Annotated in this window: 18 protein-coding genes and 10 tRNA genes; 11 read left to right on the forward strand and 17 right to left on the reverse strand. The window is 39.8% G+C overall.

Annotated elements, in window-relative coordinates; translation table 11 throughout:
• Positions 1 to 45: 45 nt before the first annotated feature.
• Positions 46 to 1,494, reverse strand: coding sequence for a tRNA (N6-isopentenyl adenosine(37)-C2)-methylthiotransferase MiaB (gene miaB / locus ATS76_RS14305; RefSeq protein ID WP_058552647.1), 1,449 nt, complete (start codon positions 1,492 to 1,494; stop codon positions 46 to 48).
• A 244-nt stretch (positions 1,495 to 1,738) separates the two neighbouring features.
• Between miaB and ATS76_RS14310 the strand changes: the two genes are divergently transcribed.
• Positions 1,739 to 2,920, forward strand: a complete 1,182-nt coding sequence (locus ATS76_RS14310) for an FAD-dependent monooxygenase (protein WP_058552782.1) — start codon at positions 1,739 to 1,741, stop codon at positions 2,918 to 2,920.
• Positions 2,921 to 3,103: 183 nt separating this feature from the next.
• Positions 3,104 to 4,684 (forward strand): putative bifunctional diguanylate cyclase/phosphodiesterase, encoded by a 1,581-nt coding sequence (locus tag ATS76_RS14315; RefSeq protein ID WP_058552783.1) that lies wholly within the window; start codon positions 3,104 to 3,106, stop codon positions 4,682 to 4,684.
• Positions 4,685 to 4,913: 229 nt separating this feature from the next.
• Here ATS76_RS14315 and ATS76_RS14320 read toward each other — a convergent pair.
• The 16 genes from ATS76_RS14320 to lolB all read right to left on the reverse strand — a co-directional run bounded on the left by ATS76_RS14320 (position 4,914) and on the right by lolB (position 11,512).
• Positions 4,914 to 4,988, reverse strand: a tRNA-Gln gene (locus ATS76_RS14320).
• A gap of 39 nt (positions 4,989 to 5,027) precedes the next feature.
• Positions 5,028 to 5,112, reverse strand: a tRNA-Leu gene (locus ATS76_RS14325).
• Positions 5,113 to 5,150: 38 nt separating this feature from the next.
• Positions 5,151 to 5,225, reverse strand: a tRNA-Gln gene (locus tag ATS76_RS14330).
• A gap of 40 nt (positions 5,226 to 5,265) precedes the next feature.
• Positions 5,266 to 5,350, reverse strand: a tRNA-Leu gene (locus tag ATS76_RS14335).
• A gap of 65 nt (positions 5,351 to 5,415) precedes the next feature.
• Positions 5,416 to 5,490 (reverse strand) — tRNA-Gln (locus ATS76_RS14340).
• Positions 5,491 to 5,530: 40 nt separating this feature from the next.
• Positions 5,531 to 5,615 (reverse strand) — tRNA-Leu (locus ATS76_RS14345).
• Between the two features lie 92 nt (positions 5,616 to 5,707).
• Positions 5,708 to 5,784 (reverse strand) — tRNA-Met (locus ATS76_RS14350).
• A gap of 5 nt (positions 5,785 to 5,789) precedes the next feature.
• Positions 5,790 to 5,864, reverse strand: a tRNA-Gln gene (locus ATS76_RS14355).
• A gap of 40 nt (positions 5,865 to 5,904) precedes the next feature.
• Positions 5,905 to 5,989 (reverse strand) — tRNA-Leu (locus ATS76_RS14360).
• A 127-nt stretch (positions 5,990 to 6,116) separates the two neighbouring features.
• Positions 6,117 to 6,193 (reverse strand) — tRNA-Met (locus tag ATS76_RS14365).
• A gap of 318 nt (positions 6,194 to 6,511) precedes the next feature.
• Positions 6,512 to 7,603, reverse strand: a complete 1,092-nt coding sequence (gene ychF / locus ATS76_RS14370) for a redox-regulated ATPase YchF (RefSeq protein WP_058403368.1) — start codon at positions 7,601 to 7,603, stop codon at positions 6,512 to 6,514.
• 54 nt (positions 7,604 to 7,657) lie between these two features.
• A complete protein-coding gene (gene pth / locus ATS76_RS14375; RefSeq protein WP_082653579.1) occupies positions 7,658 to 8,242 on the reverse strand; it encodes an aminoacyl-tRNA hydrolase in 585 nt (194 codons plus the stop codon).
• 18 nt (positions 8,243 to 8,260) lie between these two features.
• Positions 8,261 to 8,878 (reverse strand): 50S ribosomal protein L25/general stress protein Ctc, encoded by a 618-nt coding sequence (locus ATS76_RS14380; RefSeq protein WP_058552648.1) that lies wholly within the window; start codon positions 8,876 to 8,878, stop codon positions 8,261 to 8,263.
• A 150-nt stretch (positions 8,879 to 9,028) separates the two neighbouring features.
• The gene (locus tag ATS76_RS14385) at positions 9,029 to 9,976 is read right to left on the reverse strand and encodes a ribose-phosphate pyrophosphokinase (RefSeq protein ID WP_058403366.1); all 948 of its coding nucleotides are present in this window, start codon (positions 9,974 to 9,976) and stop codon (positions 9,029 to 9,031) included.
• Positions 9,977 to 10,064: 88 nt separating this feature from the next.
• Positions 10,065 to 10,922: a 4-(cytidine 5'-diphospho)-2-C-methyl-D-erythritol kinase gene (gene ispE, locus ATS76_RS14390; protein WP_058552649.1), complete on the reverse strand. Its 858-nt coding sequence runs from the start codon at positions 10,920 to 10,922 to the stop codon at positions 10,065 to 10,067.
• 2 nt (positions 10,923 to 10,924) lie between these two features.
• Positions 10,925 to 11,512 (reverse strand): lipoprotein insertase outer membrane protein LolB, encoded by a 588-nt coding sequence (gene lolB, locus ATS76_RS14395; protein WP_082664356.1) that lies wholly within the window; start codon positions 11,510 to 11,512, stop codon positions 10,925 to 10,927.
• Positions 11,513 to 11,595: 83 nt separating this feature from the next.
• Here lolB and hemA point away from each other — a divergent pair, with 83 nt between their 5' ends.
• The 9 genes from hemA (at position 11,596) to ATS76_RS14440 (ending at position 20,907) form a co-directional block, all read left to right on the forward strand.
• Entirely contained in the window at positions 11,596 to 12,852 is a 1,257-nt protein-coding gene (gene hemA, locus ATS76_RS14400) for a glutamyl-tRNA reductase (protein WP_171034624.1), read from the forward strand.
• 7 nt (positions 12,853 to 12,859) lie between these two features.
• A complete protein-coding gene (gene prfA / locus ATS76_RS14405) occupies positions 12,860 to 13,945 on the forward strand; it encodes a peptide chain release factor 1 (protein WP_058552651.1) in 1,086 nt (361 codons plus the stop codon).
• A 2-nt stretch (positions 13,946 to 13,947) separates the two neighbouring features.
• Positions 13,948 to 14,787 carry a peptide chain release factor N(5)-glutamine methyltransferase gene (gene prmC, locus ATS76_RS14410; protein WP_058552652.1) on the forward strand — a complete coding sequence of 280 codons (840 nt, stop codon included), beginning with the start codon at positions 13,948 to 13,950 and terminating at the stop codon, positions 14,785 to 14,787.
• Between the two features lie 56 nt (positions 14,788 to 14,843).
• Positions 14,844 to 16,385 carry a response regulator gene (locus ATS76_RS14415; protein WP_201023510.1) on the forward strand — a complete coding sequence of 514 codons (1,542 nt, stop codon included), beginning with the start codon at positions 14,844 to 14,846 and terminating at the stop codon, positions 16,383 to 16,385.
• A 26-nt stretch (positions 16,386 to 16,411) separates the two neighbouring features.
• On the forward strand, positions 16,412 to 16,786 hold the full coding sequence (locus ATS76_RS14420; RefSeq protein WP_058552653.1) for a SirB2 family protein: 375 nt from the start codon (positions 16,412 to 16,414) through the stop codon (positions 16,784 to 16,786).
• Positions 16,787 to 16,931: 145 nt separating this feature from the next.
• Positions 16,932 to 17,759 (forward strand): tetratricopeptide repeat protein, encoded by an 828-nt coding sequence (locus ATS76_RS14425; protein ID WP_058552654.1) that lies wholly within the window; start codon positions 16,932 to 16,934, stop codon positions 17,757 to 17,759.
• Positions 17,760 to 17,773: 14 nt separating this feature from the next.
• A complete protein-coding gene (locus ATS76_RS14430) occupies positions 17,774 to 19,027 on the forward strand; it encodes a DUF819 family protein (RefSeq protein WP_058552655.1) in 1,254 nt (417 codons plus the stop codon).
• Positions 19,028 to 19,036: 9 nt separating this feature from the next.
• Positions 19,037 to 19,891 carry a 3-deoxy-8-phosphooctulonate synthase gene (gene kdsA, locus ATS76_RS14435; protein ID WP_006794509.1) on the forward strand — a complete coding sequence of 285 codons (855 nt, stop codon included), beginning with the start codon at positions 19,037 to 19,039 and terminating at the stop codon, positions 19,889 to 19,891.
• 119 nt (positions 19,892 to 20,010) lie between these two features.
• On the forward strand, positions 20,011 to 20,907 hold the full coding sequence (locus tag ATS76_RS14440; protein ID WP_006794510.1) for a transcriptional regulator GcvA: 897 nt from the start codon (positions 20,011 to 20,013) through the stop codon (positions 20,905 to 20,907).

Here is a 20,907-nt window from a genome sequence, read left to right on the forward strand (position 1 = left end):
TTCCTATAGAACGGCGCCAGTATTTACTGGCGCTGGGTATATTGACTAAGGAACGAAAGTAGCTACGCCAATTTCGTTAACAGTCTCTGGTTTTGGCTCATTGCTTGCTGCTTTGGTTAAAATAGCTGAAGGAGCGATTTCACGTCGTAAGTTCATTTCTGATTCTGTACGAATTAAGTCACCACGTAAAGAGTTAGGCAGTGCTTCAGTAATACGTACATCAACGAACTGGCCGATCACCGTATGTGGGCCCACAAAGTTAACAACACGGTTATTTTCGGTTCTACCGCGTAATTCCATTGGGTTCTTTTTAGATGGACCTTCAACCAAAATACGCTGTTCTGTATCAAACATTTGGCGGCTAATTTGCTGTGCCATTTGTGTGATACGGTTTTGTAACAGGTATAAGCGTTCTTTTTTCTCTTGCTCAGTTACGTCGTCCGGTAAATCTGCCGCAGGCGTACCTGGGCGTGCGCTGTAAATAAAGCTAAAGCTCATATCAAAACCAATATCGTTGATAAGGTTCATAGTGGCTTCAAAGTCAGCTTTGCTCTCACCCGGGAAGCCGATAATGAAATCTGACGACATGCTTAAATTAGGGCGAATTTTACGCAGCTTGCGAATTGTTGATTTGTATTCAAGTGCAGTATGGCCACGTTTCATTAAGTTTAAAATACGGTCTGAACCACTTTGCACTGGTAGGTGTAAGTGATCGACAAGCTCTGGCACATCAGCGTATACGTCGATGATGTCTGGCGTAAATTCTACAGGGTGTGAGGTGGTATAACGAATACGGTCAATGCCATCAATAGCTGCTATTAAACGAATTAAATCTGAGAAATAGCAAATCTCGCCATCGTGAGTATCACCACGGTATGCGTTTACGTTTTGGCCTAATAGATTTACTTCGCGAACGCCTTGTTCTGCAAGTTGTGCCACTTCAAGGAGTACGTCATCAACTGGGCGGCTTACTTCTTCGCCTCGTGTGTACGGTACAACACAAAAAGTACAGTATTTAGAACACCCTTCCATAATTGATACAAATGCACTTGGGCCTTCTGCTTTTGGCTCAGGTAGGCGGTCAAACTTTTCAATTTCTGGAAATGAAATATCAACAACCGACGACCCTTTATTACCTTGCACTTGCTTAATCATTTCAGGTAAACGATGCAGTGTTTGAGGCCCAAAAATAACGTCTACGAATGGCGCACGTTGGCGAATAGAGTCCCCTTCTTGCGAGGCAACACAGCCGCCTACACCAATAATTAGCTCTGGTTTGTCGTCTTTTAACAACTTCCAACGGCCTAATTGGTGAAATACTTTTTCTTGTGCTTTTTCACGAATTGAACAGGTGTTAAGTAAGATTACGTCGGCATCTGTTGCATCTTCAGTTAGCTGGTAGCCATTGGTGGCATCTAAAAGTTCAGCCATTTTCTGAGAGTCGTATTCGTTCATCTGACAACCCCAGGTTTTGATATGCAGCTTTTTGCTCATTGAAATTTAGCCTCGTGTTCAATTCGATAATGGCACAAATATGTGCTTGAAACAGAATTAAGGAGCAAGCTTGCTCACTTAAAGGACGCGTATTTTAGCTGGATACCCGCCCAGATCCAAGTATAGTTTTCATGTTTGTGATCTCAAATCAAACTCAGGCAAGTTTAATAGCTTGATAGTTATATACTCTCGCACTAAAGCGACGAGTTACGGTACAATAAAAATAGATTCACGTATTAATAAAATGATGAAAAACATGACTCAAAATAATGTGATAGTGGTTGGCGGCGGCATGGTTGGTGCGGCAATGGCAATAAAGTTAGCGCAACAGGGAAAGTCAGTGCGTATCATAGAAAAGCACCTAATAGATCCGACTCATGTTTTGAGTAATAGTAAGGTTGATATAAGAGTGTCAGCTATTAATCGTTTTTCAGAAAACTTACTTGATGAGTTAGGGGCTATGCCCATTTTAAGACAAGGCCGGATTGCACCATACCAACAGTTAGAAGCTTTCGAGCGTGGCGACGACAACTTGTTATTTGATTGTGCCGACATTAATACCTCGCATTTGGGCCACTTAATCGAAAACAGTTTAATACAAGCCAGTTTATGGGTGCAGTTTGAGCAGTATGACATTGAAGTAATCGAGCAAAAACAGGCTGTGAGTAAAATAGAGCAAAATGCTGACTCAATTACCTTGGTCTATGGCGAGCAACGTTATACCGCGAGCTTAGTGATTGCAGCCGACGGTGGACAATCGCAATTACGAACTAAAGCAAATATTGGTGTAACTGGTTGGCAGTATCAGCAGCAGTGTATGGGGGTGCTGATTAAATTGGATGCACCTCAACAGGTAAAAACATGGCAACAGTTTACGCCATCAGGCCCTCTGGCTTTTCTACCTATGCAAGCACCTTACGCTAATTTAATTTGGTACGACGGTGCCAACAGATTGCACGCATTTAAAGGGTTAAATGGGGCACAATTAAAAAGCCATATTTTGATGAGGTTCCCCGATCTTGCAGGCGACTTTGAAGTGCAAAGTCACGCTGTGTTTCCAATTACTCGCCAACATGCAAATACTTATTCTAATGGTCGTTTAGTATTAGTTGGTGATGCTGCGCATACCATTAATCCACTTGCCGGGCAGGGCGTTAATTTGGGTTTCCAAGACGTAGTCGCTTTGGCCACTGCATTGAACGATGCAGACGATGTTGGTTGCGCGTTAACGCTACAAGAGTACGAACGCACCCGCCGCAAAGCCAACTTATTAATGATGAGTATGATGGATGCTTGCTATTTTGGTTTTTCAAACCAAATATCACCGCTAAAATGGGCGCGTAGCCAATTTTTAAAAGTGGCTAACAGTACTGGAGTGGTAAAAAACTGGGTATTAAAATATGCAATTAGCGGTGAGATTGGTTAGAAATAAGCTCTTTCACTCAATATTCTTCATTTTATTTAATATGTTTACTTGCAATCACCTCGATTATTCAACTCTTTACATGAGAGCTTAGAAGCTATTTTAAAGCTCTTATGTCAAATATTATTTCTCTTTTACATTTATTTGCCATAATTAAGTAATAAGTAATCTTTAGTTTGAGTGGCTGTGGACAATTTATTAATTGTAATTTTATTAGGTATTTTGCTTTTAGGTTTTAGTATTCGGCCAATAGTGACAATATGCAAGAAAACTAAAGACATGGCATGGAGCTTACTTCTAGTCTTAGTTACTCTATTTATTTTTGGATATTGTTGGATATTGCACTATTTTGCAAATAACACCTTAGAAAACTTGGTTGTAATAAGTATTTCACTTATTTTATTTGGGGGTGGGATTTTTGTTTTTCTAATAATGCGCCTCAGCTTAAAAAGTATTTTAGAAATAGAAAAGTCTGAAAATCATCAACGGTTCCTAGCTGAGCACGACCACTTAACAAGCCTCCCTAATCGTAAATGTTTTTTTAATTTATTAAATGCTCAGGTGAACAATGCGCAACCTTTTAGTTTATTTTTATTTGATTTAAGTAATTTTAAACGGGTAAATGAGCTCTACGGTAACAGCTTTGGTGATGAATTACTGCGTAAATTTTCAATAACGTTAAACCTCAATTTGTTGAGCATAGCCGAGCTACATCGAGTTGGTGGTGATGAATTTGCCTTAATTTTAGATTCAACAAATGAGCAAGATATCCTCGGTTGCTTTGAGGTTATAAGAGATTCTGTCGAACAGCCATTTTTTATCAATGAGCAAAAAATTTGGCTAAAGTTAAAAGTTGGCGTGAGCTCATTTCCTCAGGATGCACTTTATACCAATGAGTTATTTAAAAATGCGGATTTAGCTTTACTTGAGGCCAAAAGCACACAGCATCTATTCGTACATTATTTCGAAGAGTTAAGTGAAAGAGCTGATGATTTCCTTGATATGACGACTAAAATAAAAAATGCCCTCTCTAATCACGAATTTGAACTTTATTTACAGCCAATATTTTGCACTCGCTTTGACGAAATGCACGGTGCAGAAGTCTTAATCAGATGGCCTCAGAAAGATGGTTCATTTATTGCTCCTGAGCAATTTATCAAAGTAGCAGAGCGTACAGGGATGATTCTTAATATTACTCAGTGGGTTGTAATTGAAACGGTAAAAAATTTAAGGCATTTAAAACTGTTAGGCTTTACTGGCACCATGCATGTAAATTTATCAACGCGAGATCTTGAAAGTGAGAGCTTTGTGGAATCTATTGAAAAGCTACTTGATGAAGACCCCACGCTAAGTGACTACATTGTTTTTGAGATTACAGAAGGTGCTATGATGACAAGCTTAGATGCAGCTCGTACCATGATGAACAAGCTTAATAGTCGTGGATTTGAATTTAGTGTTGACGACTTTGGTACCGGCTTTTCTTCCTTATCTTTACTTAGAGAACTACCTATAAATCAAATTAAAATAGATCGGTCTTTCATAAATAATATGCTTACTCAGATAGCCGATTATGCAATTGTAGAATCGACGTTATTTTTAGCAAATAGACTCAATTGTAATGTGGTTGCAGAGGGGATCGAAACCAAGGCTTTACAAGAAGCACTTAAATCGATGAATTGTGAATATCTTCAAGGTTATTATTTTAGTAAGCCACTCCCTATAGACCGTTTTATAGAGAAATACATAAATAATGTAGGGTATAAATAAGTAATAAAGTTTAATTAATGTAAGGGGCTAAAACTAACACTATCAAAAACTTCTGCTACAGAACATGTAATTAAAAAATTTCGCCTTGTAGCGAAGTGAGTTTTAGCCGAAATGGAATTTTATCTGTTTTAAAACATTAATTATCTTAGTCAGATATTTAGAAATTAACATAAAAAATATTAGATATAAGAATTTATTAATGAAGTGAAGAACAGAAGTTTTATAAAATTGGCTGGGATACCAGGATTTGAACCTGGGAATGCCAGGATCAAAACCTGGTGCCTTACCGCTTGGCGATATCCCAACTTTAAATTTGGATGAGTTTTAGTTCTAATTAAGAACATGGTGCGGAAGGAGAGACTTGAACTCTCACATCCTAAGATACTGGAACCTAAATCCAGCGCGTCTACCAATTCCGCCACTCCCGCAGTTCTATTCTTTAACAACACTCTTTGGTAGAAGAAGTTGGCTGGGATACCAGGATTTGAACCTGGGAATGCCAGGATCAAAACCTGGTGCCTTACCGCTTGGCGATATCCCAACAAAGAATTAGCTGATTATTTTAGTTCTAATCTAGAACATGGTGCGGAAGGAGAGACTTGAACTCTCACATCCTAAGATACTGGAACCTAAATCCAGCGCGTCTACCAATTCCGCCACTCCCGCATACAGCTTTATGTTTATACTCATAACAGAGTTATTCTTTTACAACACTCTTTGGTAGAAGAAGTTGGCTGGGATACCAGGATTTGAACCTGGGAATGCCAGGATCAAAACCTGGTGCCTTACCGCTTGGCGATATCCCAACAAAGAAATATTTGATTGTTTTAGTTCTAATCAAGAACATGGTGCGGAAGGAGAGACTTGAACTCTCACATCCTAAGATACTGGAACCTAAATCCAGCGCGTCTACCAATTCCGCCACTCCCGCATTTTAACTTTGAATAATCAAAGAAAGGTAGTTATTTTAAACTCTTCATTGAGTTGCAATTTAACTCTTGCAGAGCCATTCCTTAGAAGAAATGGTGGCTAAGACGGGATTTGAACCTGTGACCCCATCATTATGAGTGATGTGCTCTAACCAGCTGAGCTACTTAGCCATTGTTGGCTGGGATACCAGGATTTGAACCTGGGAATGCCAGGATCAAAACCTGGTGCCTTACCGCTTGGCGATATCCCAACAATAAACAACTGATAGTTTTAATTCTTATCAAGAATAATGGTGCGGAAGGAGAGACTTGAACTCTCACATCCTAAGATACTGGAACCTAAATCCAGCGCGTCTACCAATTCCGCCACTCCCGCATCGAGCATACAGGTAATACTGTTTTGGAACCTAAATCCAGCGTCTAATTCAAGACAACTTCTAATTCCGCAACTACCGTACACAAGGTAGTTATTTTAAACTCTTCATTGAGCAACAAAAAATAAATGGTGGCTAAGACGGGATTTGAACCTGTGACCCCATCATTATGAGTGATGTGCTCTAACCAGCTGAGCTACTTAGCCATCTTTTTTGTTAGCACTTCATCGCTGAGTGCGGGGCGTATTATGCTGACATGACCCAAATTCGTCAACACCTTTTTTGCAAAAAAACACTTAACTGTGTTTGTTTGCAGGAAAATTAAGCTAACCGGCTAAATTTTAATAAAAACGCCGTTTTTTTAATACCCTTTAGGGAGGAAGTATAACAGGTTAAGCTTTTTAAAATTAACTTAGTGTTTTTTATTCCCTAAAAGCTGACAGCGTATATACGTTTAAAAAACAAAAAAGGCTCGTAAAAACGAGCCTTTAAAATTTATTTCCCCTAATAGAGGCAATAAAAACTTATACGTTAAACAGAAAGTTCATTACATCGCCATCTTTAACAATGTACTCTTTACCTTCTTGGCGCATTTTACCTGCTTCTTTTGCACCACTTTCACCTTTACAGTTAATGTAGTCGTCATAAGCAATGGTTTGTGCACGGATAAATCCACGTTCAAAATCGGTATGAATTTTACCAGCAGCTTGTGGCGCTGTTGCACCTACAGGAATTGTCCAAGCTCGCACTTCTTTTACGCCTGCTGTAAAGTAAGTTTGTAGCTTGAGTAATTCGTAGCCGCCTCGAATTACAAGGTTAAGGCCTGGCTCTTCTAAGCCAAGGTCAGCCATAAATTCGAGCTTATCTTCGTCATCAAGTTCAGATAACTCAGATTCGATTGCTGCACACACAGGCACTACAACAGCACCCTCTGATTCAGCTATAGCGCGAACGCGGTCAAGTAGTGGGTTATTCTCAAAACCATCTTCTGCTACGTTTGCAATATACATTGTTGGCTTGATAGTTAAGAAGTTGACAGAGCTAATAGCTGCTTTTTCTTCTTTAGTTAATTCTAACGATCTAAGTGTTAGGCCTTCATCAAGGTGTGCTTTTACTTTTTCAAGTGCTGCATTTTGTTCTTTTGCGTCTTTATCGCCGCCTTTCGCTTTTTTAGCATTACGGAACATGGCTTTTTCAGCGCTGTCCATATCGGCAAGTACTAACTCAGTATTGATCACGTCAATATCGTCAGCAGGGTCAATTGTACCGGCTACGTGTATTACGTTTTCGTCTTCAAAACAACGAACTACGTGGCCAATTGCATCCGTTTCACGAATGTTTGCTAAGAACTGGTTACCAAGACCTTCACCTTTTGATGCGCCTTTTACAAGGCCAGCAATATCAACAAATTCCATACTAGTAGTAAGAATACGTTGTGGATTTACAATTTTAGCAAGCTCGTCTAAGCGAGGATCTGGCACAGGTACCACACCTGTATTAGGCTCAATGGTACAAAAAGGAAAGTTAGCGGCTTCAATACCCGCTTTAGTTAGTGCATTGAAAAGCGTTGATTTACCAACGTTAGGCAAGCCAACGATGCCACATTTAAAACCCATAGTAAGATACCTTGTTTAGAATTCGTTTAAACTGTGCACTTGCACTCAAGTTTACTAGGGTTTAAACGAATGAAGTCTGTTTTGTGCTTTTAGCACGCCGTCTTTTGCAAGTATTTCCATACAACGAACTGCTTCGTCTACAGCAGCATCCATTTTTTCTTGGTCAACTTTCGGCGCTTTCCCAAGCACCCAGCCGGTAACCATTTCACGATGTCCTGGATGACCTATGCCAACACGTAAACGCATAAAATCTTTTTGATTTGCCATTTTTGCCATAATGTCTTTTAGGCCATTATGACCACCGTGTCCACCCCCTTTTTTTAATTTGGCGACACCGGGATCTAAATCCATCTCATCATGTGCGACTAAGATATTTTCAACAGGGATTTTGAAAAAATTGGCTAAACTACTGACCGCTTTACCACTTAAATTCATGTAAGTAGTGGGGATCAATAATTTGAATTCTTGGCCTTGAATTATCACTTTGCCAGTTAAGCCGTGATATTTAGGATCGTGTTTTAGCGTACAGTTGTAGCGTGCTGCGAGTTGCTCGATGAACCAAGCACCTGCATTGTGGCGTGTATTTGCGTATTCGGGGCCTGGATTAGCCAGGCCCACAAGCATTTGAATAGAATTCAAGGTGCGAGACCTTAAATATTATTCTGCAGCGTCTGAAGCTTCTTCGTCTTCAGCTGGAGCTGCTTTGTTTGCTTTGATTGTAACTACTGAAAGGTCATGGCCTTCGCCTTTACCTAATTCAACAGATGCAACACCTGCTGGTAGTTGTAAATCAGAGATGTGGATTGAATCACCAGCTACTAAGTCAGAAACATTTACTTCGATGAATTCTGGTAGTGCTTTTGGAAGACAAGAAATTTCAACATCAGTTAACTGGTGAACAACAGTTGCGCCAGCTTTAGTTACAATTTCTTCACCGATAAAGTGAAGAGGAACTTTAGTTGTTAATTTATGAGTTGCGTCTACACGTTGGAAATCAAGGTGAGTAAGCTTAGGCTTGAATGGGTGACGTTGAATATCTTTTAAGATAGCTTCAACTTTCTCGCCGCCTACGTTAAGTGTAAGAATATGAGTGTAAAAACCTTCGTCTTCTTGTGCTTTGATCATATCTTTATGAGCAAAAGTAAGAGATAAAGCTTCTTTGTCAGCTCCGTAAAGGATTGCAGGAACTTTGTCTTCGCGACGTAGGCGGCGGCTCGCACCAGTACCAGTTTCTACGCGAAGTTCAGCGTCATATGTATAAGTTGTGTTAGACATGATGTCTCCAATTATTTAAAAGTTTAGGGCCTTTGCGACCAAGGTCCCTAGCCAAAAGGCGCGCTATCATACCACTGTGATTCAGTAAAATATACATAGCATACAAAAAAAGCGCCAAAAGGCGCTTTTGTTTTCAGTAAATATCTGTGTTTAGTGTTCAAACATCGCTGAAATAGATTCTTCGTTGCTAATACGGCGAATAGTTTCTGCCAACATATCAGCAAGCGTTAGCACTTTTACTTTATCAAGTGCTTTAAGTTCATCAGATAATGGAATCGAGTCGGTTACAATAACTTCATCAATAACAGAATCACGTAAATTCTCAGCTGCTTTACCTGATAAAATAGGATGAGTTGCATAAGCAAATACGCGTTTAGCACCATGTTCTTTAAGTGCTTCTGCTGCTTTACATAGAGTACCGCCAGTATCAATCATGTCATCGACAATGATACAGTCACGGCCTTCTACATCACCAATAATATGCATTACTTGAGAAACATTTGCTTGTGGGCGGCGTTTATCAATAATAGCTAAATCAGTATCGTTTAGTAGTTTTGCAATTGCACGTGCGCGTACTACACCACCAATATCTGGAGAAACAATAACAACATCATCAAAATGACGCTCTTTCATATCTTCAAGTAATACTGGGCTACCAAATACGTTATCTACTGGTACGTCAAAGAAGCCTTGGATTTGCTCTGCGTGTAAATCAACCGTAAGTACTCGGTCTACACCTACGCTCGATAAAAAATCGGCAACAACTTTAGCAGTGATTGGTACACGGGCTGAACGTACGCGACGATCTTGGCGGGCATAACCAAAATAAGGAATGACGGCAGTAATACGACCCGCAGATGCGCGACGAAGAGCATCAACCATAACGATAAGTTCCATAAGGTTATCGTTTGTAGGGGCACAGGTTGATTGCAAGATAAAAACATCCGAGCCACGAACATTTTCATTAATTTGAACACTGATCTCACCGTCGCTAAAACGGCCAACAACAGCATCGCCTAATTCAATATATAAACGTTTTGCAACTTTTTGAGCTAACTCAGGTGTTGCGTTACCAGCGAAGAGCTTCATGTCAGGCACGGTAGGGTTCCTCAGGCACTGAAATTTTGGACTAACAAGCAATGATAAAAAACATTGCAAGTTAACTTATGATTACTTTTACGTTACTTCATTGATCGAATATGGCGGTAAGCTCCGTATGAGCAGGAGAAATATTAGCGCTTGACGCAACAAATCCCTGCCAAGTATGGGGGAGGTTTGCAAGCACATCGTTTGCCTGAGTTTGTGTATCAAACTCTACAAAACAACATGAACCTGTTCCGGTCATCTTCGACGGGGCGTATTTTAGCAACCACTGGAGGGTTTTTTCAACCTCGGGGCATAGCTTTTTAACTAAAGGCTCACAATCGTTGTGTAAATCTTGCTGTTTCCAATCTCCTAAAATTTTTGGTGTATCGCGTTTTAAATCTGGATGGGTAAATATTTCAGCGGTACTTACATGCTGATTTGGGTGCACAACACAGTACCATTTCTGTTCAAGCTCTACACGGTGTAGTTCTTCTCCAATGCCATGCGCTATGGCGCTTTCACCACGTATAAAAACAGGTACATCCGCCCCTAATTGTAATCCTAAACGGGCAAGTTCATTAATGTCATAATTAATATTCCACAATTTATTCAGCGCTAATAGTGTGGTTGCCGCATCAGACGAACCACCTCCAACACCACCTCCCATTGGCAATCGTTTTATTAAATTTATTTTTACACCGTGCTTTGTTTTAGAGTGGGTTTGTAACATGAAAGCAGCTTTATAGATTAGATTATCTTCAAGTGGTATGTCTTTAGTATCACCATAGATTGAAATTGACGGTTTATCTATTAACTCAAAAGATAGCTCATCGCCAAAGTTTAAGAAGGTAAATAAGGTTTCTAATTCGTGATATCCGTCATCTCGGCGTGCATTAATGTGTAAAAATAAATTGAGTTTTGCAGGTGCAATGAGTGAAAAAGACGTGTTGCTATTCATAATTAATTAAATCGCCAGTCGTAAAGTTGAATTTTAATTCTTATTTTTTGGTGCTTGAGTGTCAAATTTGTGGGTAACCAAAAGCCTGCACTTTGTATATAATTAGTGTAATTTATTTGCCATTGCTTCCCTTCGTTATCAATCCATAGTACTTGTTTGGCTCGGCCAAGCTCGTCTACCTTTAAGGTGTGTGAATCGATGGTTCCTTTAAGCCAATCGCTTGCATTATTGACCGGTAATGCAAAACCCGTTAAACGTTTTAGTAGGGCCGATGCGTTGCTATCGACGTAAACTTTATCGTCGAATTCAAGTTCGGCAATATCGCGTGATTGCTTAAGCTGTAAAATACGTGTGCCAATAAACGAGGTCAGCACTAAATTATTGCTATTTTCTTGTTGCTGCCAATTTAAGTTTGCAGATTGACGCTCATCGGGGCTGATAAAAGCAAGTTTGCCTTGCACACGCCAAGTTTTTTGATTGGTAAGTTGACCTTTCCAATTATCATAAACAACTGTTTTATCTGATAATTGTTGCGCGCAACCGCCTAAAAACAAAAATGTTATGATTAAAATTACATAATGTCGAATCAAATGTTGTTCCTTACTTTCCATATTCCGATGATTTTTGGTAAAATTGCCGCCTTTAAAGTAGGGCTCAGCAATATTTGGCAAATATGACCATAATAGCACTAGGTATAAATCACAAAACCGCTTCCGTAGAACTACGTGAAAAAGTGGCTTTTTCGCCTGAGCAAATTTCAGAGGCGCTACAGCAATTAAGTGGGCATGCCGACTTTAATGAAGCTGTGATTGTGTCGACTTGTAACCGAACAGAAATCTATTGTAGCCTTGCTCAGCAAAATTCCCAAACACTGTTAGCATGGCTTGCTAGTTTCCACGGTTTAGATGAACAAGAACTGAGTAAGAACATTTATTGCCACGAAGGCAATCAAGCAATTAATCACTTAATGCGTGTAGCCTGTGGCTTAGATTCACTTGTGTTAGGTGAGCCGCAGATTTTAGGGCAAATTAAGCAAGCCTATAATAGTGCAAAAACTCATGATGCAGTGGGTGTTACGTTTGATCGTTTGTTTCAAAAAACATTTTCGGTTGCTAAAGAAGTCCGAACTGAAACTAATATAGGCGCCAGTGCGGTATCGGTTGCATTTGCGGCGGTAAACTTAGCCAAACACATTTACGGTAAACTAGATAAAACGAATGTACTATTAATAGGTGCAGGCGAAACAATAGAGCTTGTGGCTAAGCATTTGTATCAAAACGAGCCCCAAAATATTACCGTAGCAAACAGAACCATTGAACGAGCCCGCAATTTAGCCGATGAAGTATCTGCAGACGTTATTGCACTCGCGCAGTTGCCAGAGCGTTTGCATAACGCCGATATTATAATAAGTTCAACGGCCAGCACCTTACCCATTATTGGTAAAGGTGTTGTTGAACAGGCGCTTAAACAGCGAAGGAATAAGCCTATGTTGTTTATTGATATTGCGGTACCGCGCGACATTGAAAGCCAAGTGGGGGATTTAGATGCAGCGTACCTTTACTCGGTTGATGATTTACAAACGATTGTAAGTGAAAATATGGCAGCACGAGAACAAGCTGCACAGCAAGCACAAATAATTATTACTGAGCGCACCAAAGAGTTTTGCATGTGGATGCGCTCACTCGATTCAGTGGGGCTAATCCGCCACTATAGAAATGATGTTCAAACAATTAAGTCTGAATTAGTAGAAAGAGCGGTTAGTCAGCTTTCTAACGGTAAAGATGCAGAAAAAGTAATTTTAGAATTGGCCAACAAATTAACCAACCGCTTAATGCACGCGCCTACACGTGCAATCCAAGATGCGGCTAAAAAAGGTGAAGTTGCTCAATTAAATCAGTTGAAAAAAATGTTAGGTATTGACCAGGAATAACAGTTAAATGAAAGAGTCTGTTTATAATAAATTAGAAACGCTAGTAGAACGCTACGAAGAAGTTCAAGGACTTTTAAGCGACCCATCGGTTATTAGCGATCAAAATCGCTTTCGTGGTCTTTCAAAAGAATATTCTGAGCTTGAAGAAATTGTTAAAACTTTTTTAGCATATCAACAAACAAAAGATGACCTAGCCAGTGCTGAAGAAATGTTAAAAGATTCAGACCCAGATATGCGCGAAATGGCGCAAGAAGAGTACAAAGAGGCAAAAGCACAAATACTAACACTTGAAGATGAAATCCAAGTGTTGATGCTGCCTAAAGATCCTAAAGATAATAACAATGTATTTTTAGAGGTGCGTGCGGGCACAGGTGGCGATGAGGCCGCTATTTTTGCTGGTGATTTATTTAGAATGTATAGCCGTTTTGCCGAAACACAAAAGTGGAAATTAGAAGTTGTAACCACTAATGAAGGTGAACATGGTGGTTACAAAGAAGTTATTGCTAACATTAGTGGTGAAGGTGTTTACGGTAAACTTAAATTTGAGTCTGGTGTTCATCGTGTTCAACGTGTACCAGAAACTGAGTCGCAAGGTCGTGTTCATACCTCGGCCTGTACCGTGGCGGTAATGGCAGAAATCCCAGAAGCTGAAGCAATTGAAATTAACACCGCCGATATAAAAGTAGATACTTTTAGAGCATCTGGTGCGGGTGGGCAGCACGTAAACAAAACCGACTCTGCAATTCGTATTACGCATTTACCTACAGGTGTGGTAGTTGAGTGTCAGGATGAGCGCTCTCAGCACAAAAACCGTGCAAAAGCGATGTCAGTCCTTGCTGCACGATTACAGCAAGCAGAAGATGAAAAGCGTCATGCTGCTGAGGCGTCTGAACGCCGCAATTTAGTAGGTAGTGGTGATCGTTCTGAACGTATTCGTACTTACAATTACCCGCAAGGTCGTATTACCGATCATCGTATTAATTTAACGTTATACCGCTTAAATGAAGTTGTTGCTGGCGATTTAGGTGCGATTGTCGATCCGTTAATGCAAGAGCACCAAGCTGATTTACTTGCTGCAATGGGCGATGAGTAATCGTGACGCAAACCCTTGAACAAGCTGTCGCTGCTGGCACTAAATTATTAGTGCAAAGCAGCGATAGTGCAAAATTAGACGCGCAAGTATTACTTCTTCATGTTCTTGATAAACCTCGTAGTTACCTTTTTACTTGGCCTGAAAGGTTGCTTAGTGAACAGCAACAACACACCTTTGACACTCTTTGCGCTAGGCGATTGAACGGCGAGCCTGTCGCGCATATTACAGGGCAACGTGAGTTTTGGAGTTTAACCTTAGAAGTGAATGCAACAACGTTAATTCCGCGCCCAGACACAGAAACCTTAGTTGAAGTAGCGCTTACACTAGGGATCCCAGAGCAGGCCAAAGTACTAGACTTGGGCACGGGAACGGGCGCCATTGCATTGGCATTGGGCAGTGAAATGCCTCGTTGGGATATTACAGCGGTAGATAGAGTAAGTGATGCTGTAGCGCTTGCAACTCGTAATCAACAGCGTTTAGAAATTAGTAATGTGCGTGTTAAACAAAGCAATTGGTTTAGCTCACTTAATAATGAATATTTTGATCTTATAGTTACCAACCCACCGTACATAGAAAGCAGTGACGAACATTTGGCTCAAGGCGATGTGCGGTTTGAACCTTTATCTGCCTTAGTTGCTGAAGATTCAGGAATGTCTGATATTAAACAAATAATTACACAATCACGTGACTATTTGCTATCTAGTGGCTATCTTCTAATAGAGCACGGTTATGACCAAGGTTTTGCTGTACGTGAATTTTTTAAAACGATGGCTTTTGTTAATATTAAAACGATAAAAGATCTTGGTGAAAATGACCGTGTAACGCTCGCACAGTGGCCATAATAAGTTTAATTATTACTGCATCCGTGTGTTAAATGTGTCATGTAGGAATTCTAATTATGATGGGTGACTTTTTATTTTCAGATGAGCCAGAGGTACCGGTAGACAATACTGATTTGGGCACCTGGAAAGTATTAATTGTTGATGACGAACCTGAAGTTCATGCAGTTACAAAATTAGCATTGAGTGATTTTGAGTTCCAAAATAAACGTCTAGAATTTATAAGTGCCTATTCAGGCGCAGAAGCTAAAAAACTAATCGATGAGCATAAGGATGCTGCAATCGTTCTACTTGATGTTGTAATGGAAACGGACGATGCAGGTTTACAAGTTGTAAAATATATTCGTGAAACCGCAAAAAATAACCACATTCGTATTATTTTACGTACCGGTCAACCAGGACAAGCACCAGAACGCCAAGTTATTGTTAATTATGATATTAACGATTACAAATCGAAAACCGAGTTGACAGCGCAAAAGTTATTTACTGTGATTATGTCAAGCCTTCGTTCTTACCGCGACATTATTTCAATAGAGCAGTCGCGGATTGGTCTTGAAAAAATAATAACCGCTTCGCGTAATATATTTTCTGCGCATTCAATTGAGCATTTTATTGAAGGTGTAATGCAACAACTTACATCTTTACTCGGCATTTCAGATCAAGCTATGTACGCCACTACGCTTGTGGCACAAAATCCGGCATCTCAAAATAATAAAATGATTATTTGCTCAGGTACCGGTGAGTTTGAAAAAAGCGAAGGTAAAAACTTAGAAGAGGTTCTTCATGCAGAACAACTAAGTGCATGCCAAGAAGCTTTAGCTAATCAGACTATTATTTACAAAGACAATTATTTATTTGCTTATTGCAGCAGTGAATATAACCATAGTTCGATGTTGTTCATTACTGGCATTCCAAATGCTTTGACAGATACACAACGAAACTTAGTTGAGATTTTTGCCCAAAATGTGCAATTAGCGTTTGAAAATGTTCAGCTACAATGCGAAATAGAAGCCACCCAGCAAGAACTCGTTTACAGATTAAGTGAGGCGGTTGAGCAACGCTCTACTGAAACAGGCAATCATGTAAAACGTGTAGCACATATTTGCCACGCACTTGCTATTGGCTATGGATTATCAAAACAACAAGCCGATTTAATTAGATTGGCTGCGCCCTTGCATGATGTAGGTAAAGTAGGTATACCCGATTCGGTTTTAAATAAACCAGCAAAGCTTGATGCCCCCGAATGGGAAGTAATGAAAACTCACACAGACAAAGGGTACGGGATTTTAAAAGGGTCTGCTCACGAAATTGTGAGTGCAGGGGCTACCATAGCCAAAGAGCATCATGAAAAGTGGGATGGCACAGGTTACCCTCAAGGCTTACAGGGAAGCCGAATTAACATATTTGGTCGTATTGTAGCATTGGCTGATGTCTACGACGCATTAAGGCATAAGCGTTGTTACAAAGACTCATGGACACTTGAACGCGTAGTAGAAGAAATAAACTCGCAAAAAGGCTCGCACTTTGAGCCAAAATTAGTTGACGTTTTTAACGAAAATCTCAATGAACTTGAAACAATTATTAAACGTTACCCCGATTAACTTTATAACTAGAAGAACAGAGGCATATGGATTATTTAGCAGTAAAACACTCACACATGGCAATAGCCGTACTGAGTGTCGTTTTATTTTATATTCGATCTTTTTCGAGAATTGGAAGTGGTAAGCTAGCTCGGAACAAAATAGTATTTATTGGCAGTCACGGTATAGATACGCTACTTTTGATCTCTGCATTTACACTAATGTTCATGGGTAAAATTAATCCATTTGAGCAATTTTGGCTACTAGAAAAAATTATATTGGTTATCGCGTATATTGCCATCGGTGTTATTAGCGCAAAACAAACTAACTTTTTGGCTAAAATGTCGTACCTTACTGTAAATACGTTTGTTATTTTAGCTATTGGTTACTTGGCAACAGCTAAGTCAGCATTGTTACTTTAAACCTAAAATAAATTTACCGAGCTTTAGTATCTCTGAGGCTCGAATATCCTCCTCCATTGATTTGATCAAGTACATTTCGATATTGGAATATATTGGCAGAATTAGGTAAACTACGCGTTCGTTTTCTAGAAATGTTGCAGTATTGATGACCACTTTTGGGTTTGATGAACACGATGACTCTTATATTGATGATGCTTACGATGACTTTACCCCTGCGGCAATTTATCGCTGCATTAAGGCTGAATCGAAATGGGATCCTCAACTAGACTTAACAGCCGCTTTAGATGTTCTTGCTGATTTTGAAAAACAAATTAATGCACTATGTGTTGCTGTACCCGACTCTCATGAACGCTTAGATAAGTTACTAGACACCTTTTACAGTGCATGGCTATTTAGCGCTTCGAGTTTAAAAGTACCTGAGCATAAACTAAATAGCTTAAGTTACACGTTAACTATGCGTAGCGGCTCGCCAACCACTCTGGCAATTTTACTTTGTCATTTTTTACAGCAGGCTAAGCTAGACGCCAGTATGAGCCTAAATCAAGGCGATATAGGTGTACACATTGCTATGAGCGATGAAGAAGGCTATTTGGTTGAGCCAAGTAGCGGCCAGCAAAGCTGGTATATTATTCCTGAAAATGCTGATGAAGCAGACGGGCAAGAACAAGAGCCATTGGAACTTATTTTTGACGATGAAGTTTATAAGGTTTTCTTAGCACAACAAAAGTGGTCATTCATCAGCGAGAACAAATTTGGCCATGCATTAACATGCGTTGAAATGTTAATGGAATTAATTGGCGACGACCCTTACGAAAGACGTGACAGAGGATATTTATTAAATCAGCTCGATTGCCCTAAAATGGCCCGAGATGATCTACAATTTTTTGTAGATGAATGCCCAGATGATCCAGCAATAGAAATCATCCAGCACCAAATTGAAGAATTAGAAGATAATAATAAAACTCACCATTAATATTAGGAAATACCATGGTTGAAACACAAAGCGCATTAATCACTAATGATGCAGTTGTGCTTGGTTTACTCGCCGTTATTTTGGGGTTTATATTTAAAACCTCAAACAGCGAGCGCCGAGCATTAAAAACGTTCTATAAATATGTACCGGCTTTATTACTTTGCTACTTTTTACCTTCTTTGCTTAATACGTTTGGTATTGTTGATGGCAATAAATCGAATGTGTACTACGTGGCTTCGCGTTATTTATTACCGGCCTGCTTAATACTGTTAACTATTAGCATTGATTTAAAAGCAATTTTAAACTTAGGGCCTAAAGCTCTTATTATGTTTTTAGTCGGAACGCTCGGTATTGTTATCGGCGGACCTCTCGCAATTTTAGTTGTGAGCGCGGTAGACCCTACAATTGTAGGTGGGCATGGGCCAGATGCCGTATGGCGCGGTATGACAACTGTAGCAGGAAGCTGGATTGGCGGTGGGGCAAACCAAGCCTCAATGAAAGAAATGTTTGAGGTTGGCGGCGATATTTTTTCAGTGATGGTCACCGTTGATGTAATAGTGGCTAATATTTGGATGGCAGTTTTGTTACTAATGGCAGCTAATCACAAGAAAATTGATGCTGCTACGGGAGCAGACACCAGCGCCATTGAAGATTTAAAGCAGCGTGTTGAAAAATACCATGCGGAGCATGCGCGCATGCCAACACTGAATGACTACATGACATTACTTGCTATTGCATTTGGTATTACTGGTTTAGCCCATTTTTGCGCAGACTTTTTAGGGCCGTTTTTCGCTAATAATTATGCGTGGGCAAAAGAGTACAGTTTAACCAGTAAGTTTTTCTGGTTAATAGTCATTTCAACGACCATTGGTATTAGTTTGTCTTTTACTAAAGTAAGACAGATTGAAGCATTTGGTGCATCTAAAGTCGCCTCAAGCTTTTTATACATTTTAGTTGCCTCAATTGGCTTACATATGAATGTAACTGCTATTTTTGATAACCCGGGCTTGTTTTTAGTGGGCGCTATTTGGATGCTAGTACATGCTGGTTTAATGTTGCTTGTTGCAAAATTAATTAAAGCACCGCTTTTTTATATGGCAGTAGGCTCACAAGCTAATGTGGGAGGGGCTGCGTCTGCTCCTGTTGTTGCGTCAGCATTTCATCCTTCACTTGCGCCTGTCGGTGTTTTACTGGCTGTATTAGGTTACGGAGTGGGTACATACATGGCTTATATTTGTGGATTAATGTTGCAAGCAGTTGCACCTTAAGGAATTAAAATGAAAGATCAAATTATCAAAATTAATGATATTGAATTAGCAAACAATAAACCGTTTGTTTTATTTGGTGGTATGAACGTTTTAGAATCTCGCGACTTAGCCATGCGCATTGCAGAGCATTATGTAGAAGTGACGACTAAGCTAAACATACCATATGTGTTTAAAGCATCATTTGATAAAGCTAATCGTTCTTCAATCAACTCGTACCGTGGTCCGGGAATGGAAGAAGGTTTAAAAATATTTGAAGAAATTAAAAACACCTTTAATATTCCACTAATCACCGATGTTCATGAACCGCATCAAGCGGCGCCGGTTGCTGAAGTGGTTGATGTTATTCAGTTGCCCGCTTTTTTAGCTCGTCAAACAGACTTAGTTGTTGCTATGGCAAAAACAGGTGCCATTATTAATGTTAAAAAGCCGCAGTTTTTAGCACCACATGAAATGCGCCACATCATTACTAAATTTAATGAGGCTGGTAATAATAATATTGCACTTTGTGAGCGTGGCTCTAGCTTTGGTTATAATAACTTGGTTGTTGATATGTTAGGTATGGATGACATGAAAGCAATGGCACCAGTGATTTTTGATGCAACGCATGCGCTGCAACGCCCAGGTGGTCGCGCAGACTCAGCGGATGGCCGCCGTGCTCAAGCCGCAGAACTTGCCAGAAGCGGAATGGCTTTGGGGATCGCTGGTTTATTTATAGAAGCACATCCAAACCCTAATGAAGCAAAGTGTGATGGACCATGTGCATTAGCCCTAAGTAAATTAGAAGGCTACCTATCACAAATGAAGGCGGTAGATGATTTGGTCAAGAGTTTTGCGCCGTTAGATACCAGCGCTAGCGACTTATAAAAAGTGACCGCATAATAAAAAGCGACTTTAGTCGCTTTTTTTACACCTTAAATATACTCTTTTCTCGTCATGGGTATATAATTCATGCATAAGAAAAACTAATTCAAAGCTTGGTTATTATGTCAAGACGAGTCCCCCCATTAAACGCACTCAAAGCATTTGAAGCTGCAGCGCGGCATTTAAGCTTTACTAAAGCCGCAGAAGAGCTTTATGTAACGCAAGCAGCTGTCAGTCATCAAATAAAAACACTAGAAGAACATTTAGGTTTAAAGCTATTTTTACGAAAAAATCGCTCGTTATTATTAACGGAAGAAGGCCAAGGCTATTTTTTAGATATTAAAGAAATTTTTACGCAACTTATTGATGCCACTGAAAAGTTACTTGCGCGAGGGGCTAAAGGCTCATTAACGGTAAGTTTAACCCCTAGTTTTGCTATTCAATGGTTAGTGCCTCGTTTAAGTTTATTTAATGAATTACACCCTGAGATTGACGTAAGAATAAAAGCACAAGACCAAGACGAAAATTCGTTAAGCGATGATGTTGATATTGCTATTTACTATGGGCGCGGCCACTGGAATGGGGTGCAAGCTTATAAGCTACATACAGAGTATTTAGTGCCATTGTGTAGCCCTATGTTATTGAGTGGTCCTAAACCGCTTGATCAACCCAGTGATTTAGCACAGCACACCTTATTGCATGACACTACACGTAAAAATTGGAAAACGTGGATGAAAACTGCAGGTGTACGTAATGTACAAGTAAATCAAGGGCCTATATTTAGCCACTCTTCTATGGTGCTGCAAGCCGCTGTTCATGGCCAAGGCGTTGCAATTGGGAATAGTGTGTTAGCTAAACCAGATATTGATGCAGGGCGATTAGTTATTCCATTTAGCCATAGTCTAGAAAGTAAAAACGCTTACTATTTAGTGCTTCGTGAGTCACAAACTGAACTGGGGAAAATAGTGTCATTTAAAGAATGGATGCTAAGTTTGGTTGAACAAGAGCAAGAGTATTAA

The organism is Pseudoalteromonas sp. 10-33, from assembly GCF_001469195.1.
In the GTDB taxonomy this organism is placed as follows: domain Bacteria; phylum Pseudomonadota; class Gammaproteobacteria; order Enterobacterales; family Alteromonadaceae; genus Pseudoalteromonas.

Bases quoted from the DNA above. Each gene is read 5' to 3' on its own strand.
- miaB (WP_058552647.1), bottom strand. From the start codon at position 1,494: ATGAGCAAAAAGCTGCATATCAAAACCTGGGGTTGTCAGATGAACGAA.
- ATS76_RS14310 (WP_058552782.1), top strand. From the start codon at position 1,739: ATGATGAAAAACATGACTCAAAATAATGTGATAGTGGTTGGCGGCGGC.
- ychF (WP_058403368.1), bottom strand. From the start codon at position 7,603: ATGGGTTTTAAATGTGGCATCGTTGGCTTGCCTAACGTTGGTAAATCA.
- ATS76_RS14380 (WP_058552648.1), bottom strand. From the start codon at position 8,878: ATGTCTAACACAACTTATACATATGACGCTGAACTTCGCGTAGAAACT.
- ispE (WP_058552649.1), bottom strand. From the start codon at position 10,922: ATGAATAGCAACACGTCTTTTTCACTCATTGCACCTGCAAAACTCAAT.
- hemA (WP_171034624.1), top strand. From the start codon at position 11,596: ATGACCATAATAGCACTAGGTATAAATCACAAAACCGCTTCCGTAGAA.
- prfA (WP_058552651.1), top strand. From the start codon at position 12,860: ATGAAAGAGTCTGTTTATAATAAATTAGAAACGCTAGTAGAACGCTAC.
- ATS76_RS14415 (WP_201023510.1), top strand. From the start codon at position 14,844: ATGATGGGTGACTTTTTATTTTCAGATGAGCCAGAGGTACCGGTAGAC.
- ATS76_RS14420 (WP_058552653.1), top strand. From the start codon at position 16,412: ATGGATTATTTAGCAGTAAAACACTCACACATGGCAATAGCCGTACTG.
- ATS76_RS14425 (WP_058552654.1), top strand. From the start codon at position 16,932: ATGACCACTTTTGGGTTTGATGAACACGATGACTCTTATATTGATGAT.
- ATS76_RS14430 (WP_058552655.1), top strand. From the start codon at position 17,774: ATGGTTGAAACACAAAGCGCATTAATCACTAATGATGCAGTTGTGCTT.
- kdsA (WP_006794509.1), top strand. From the start codon at position 19,037: ATGAAAGATCAAATTATCAAAATTAATGATATTGAATTAGCAAACAAT.
- ATS76_RS14440 (WP_006794510.1), top strand. From the start codon at position 20,011: ATGTCAAGACGAGTCCCCCCATTAAACGCACTCAAAGCATTTGAAGCT.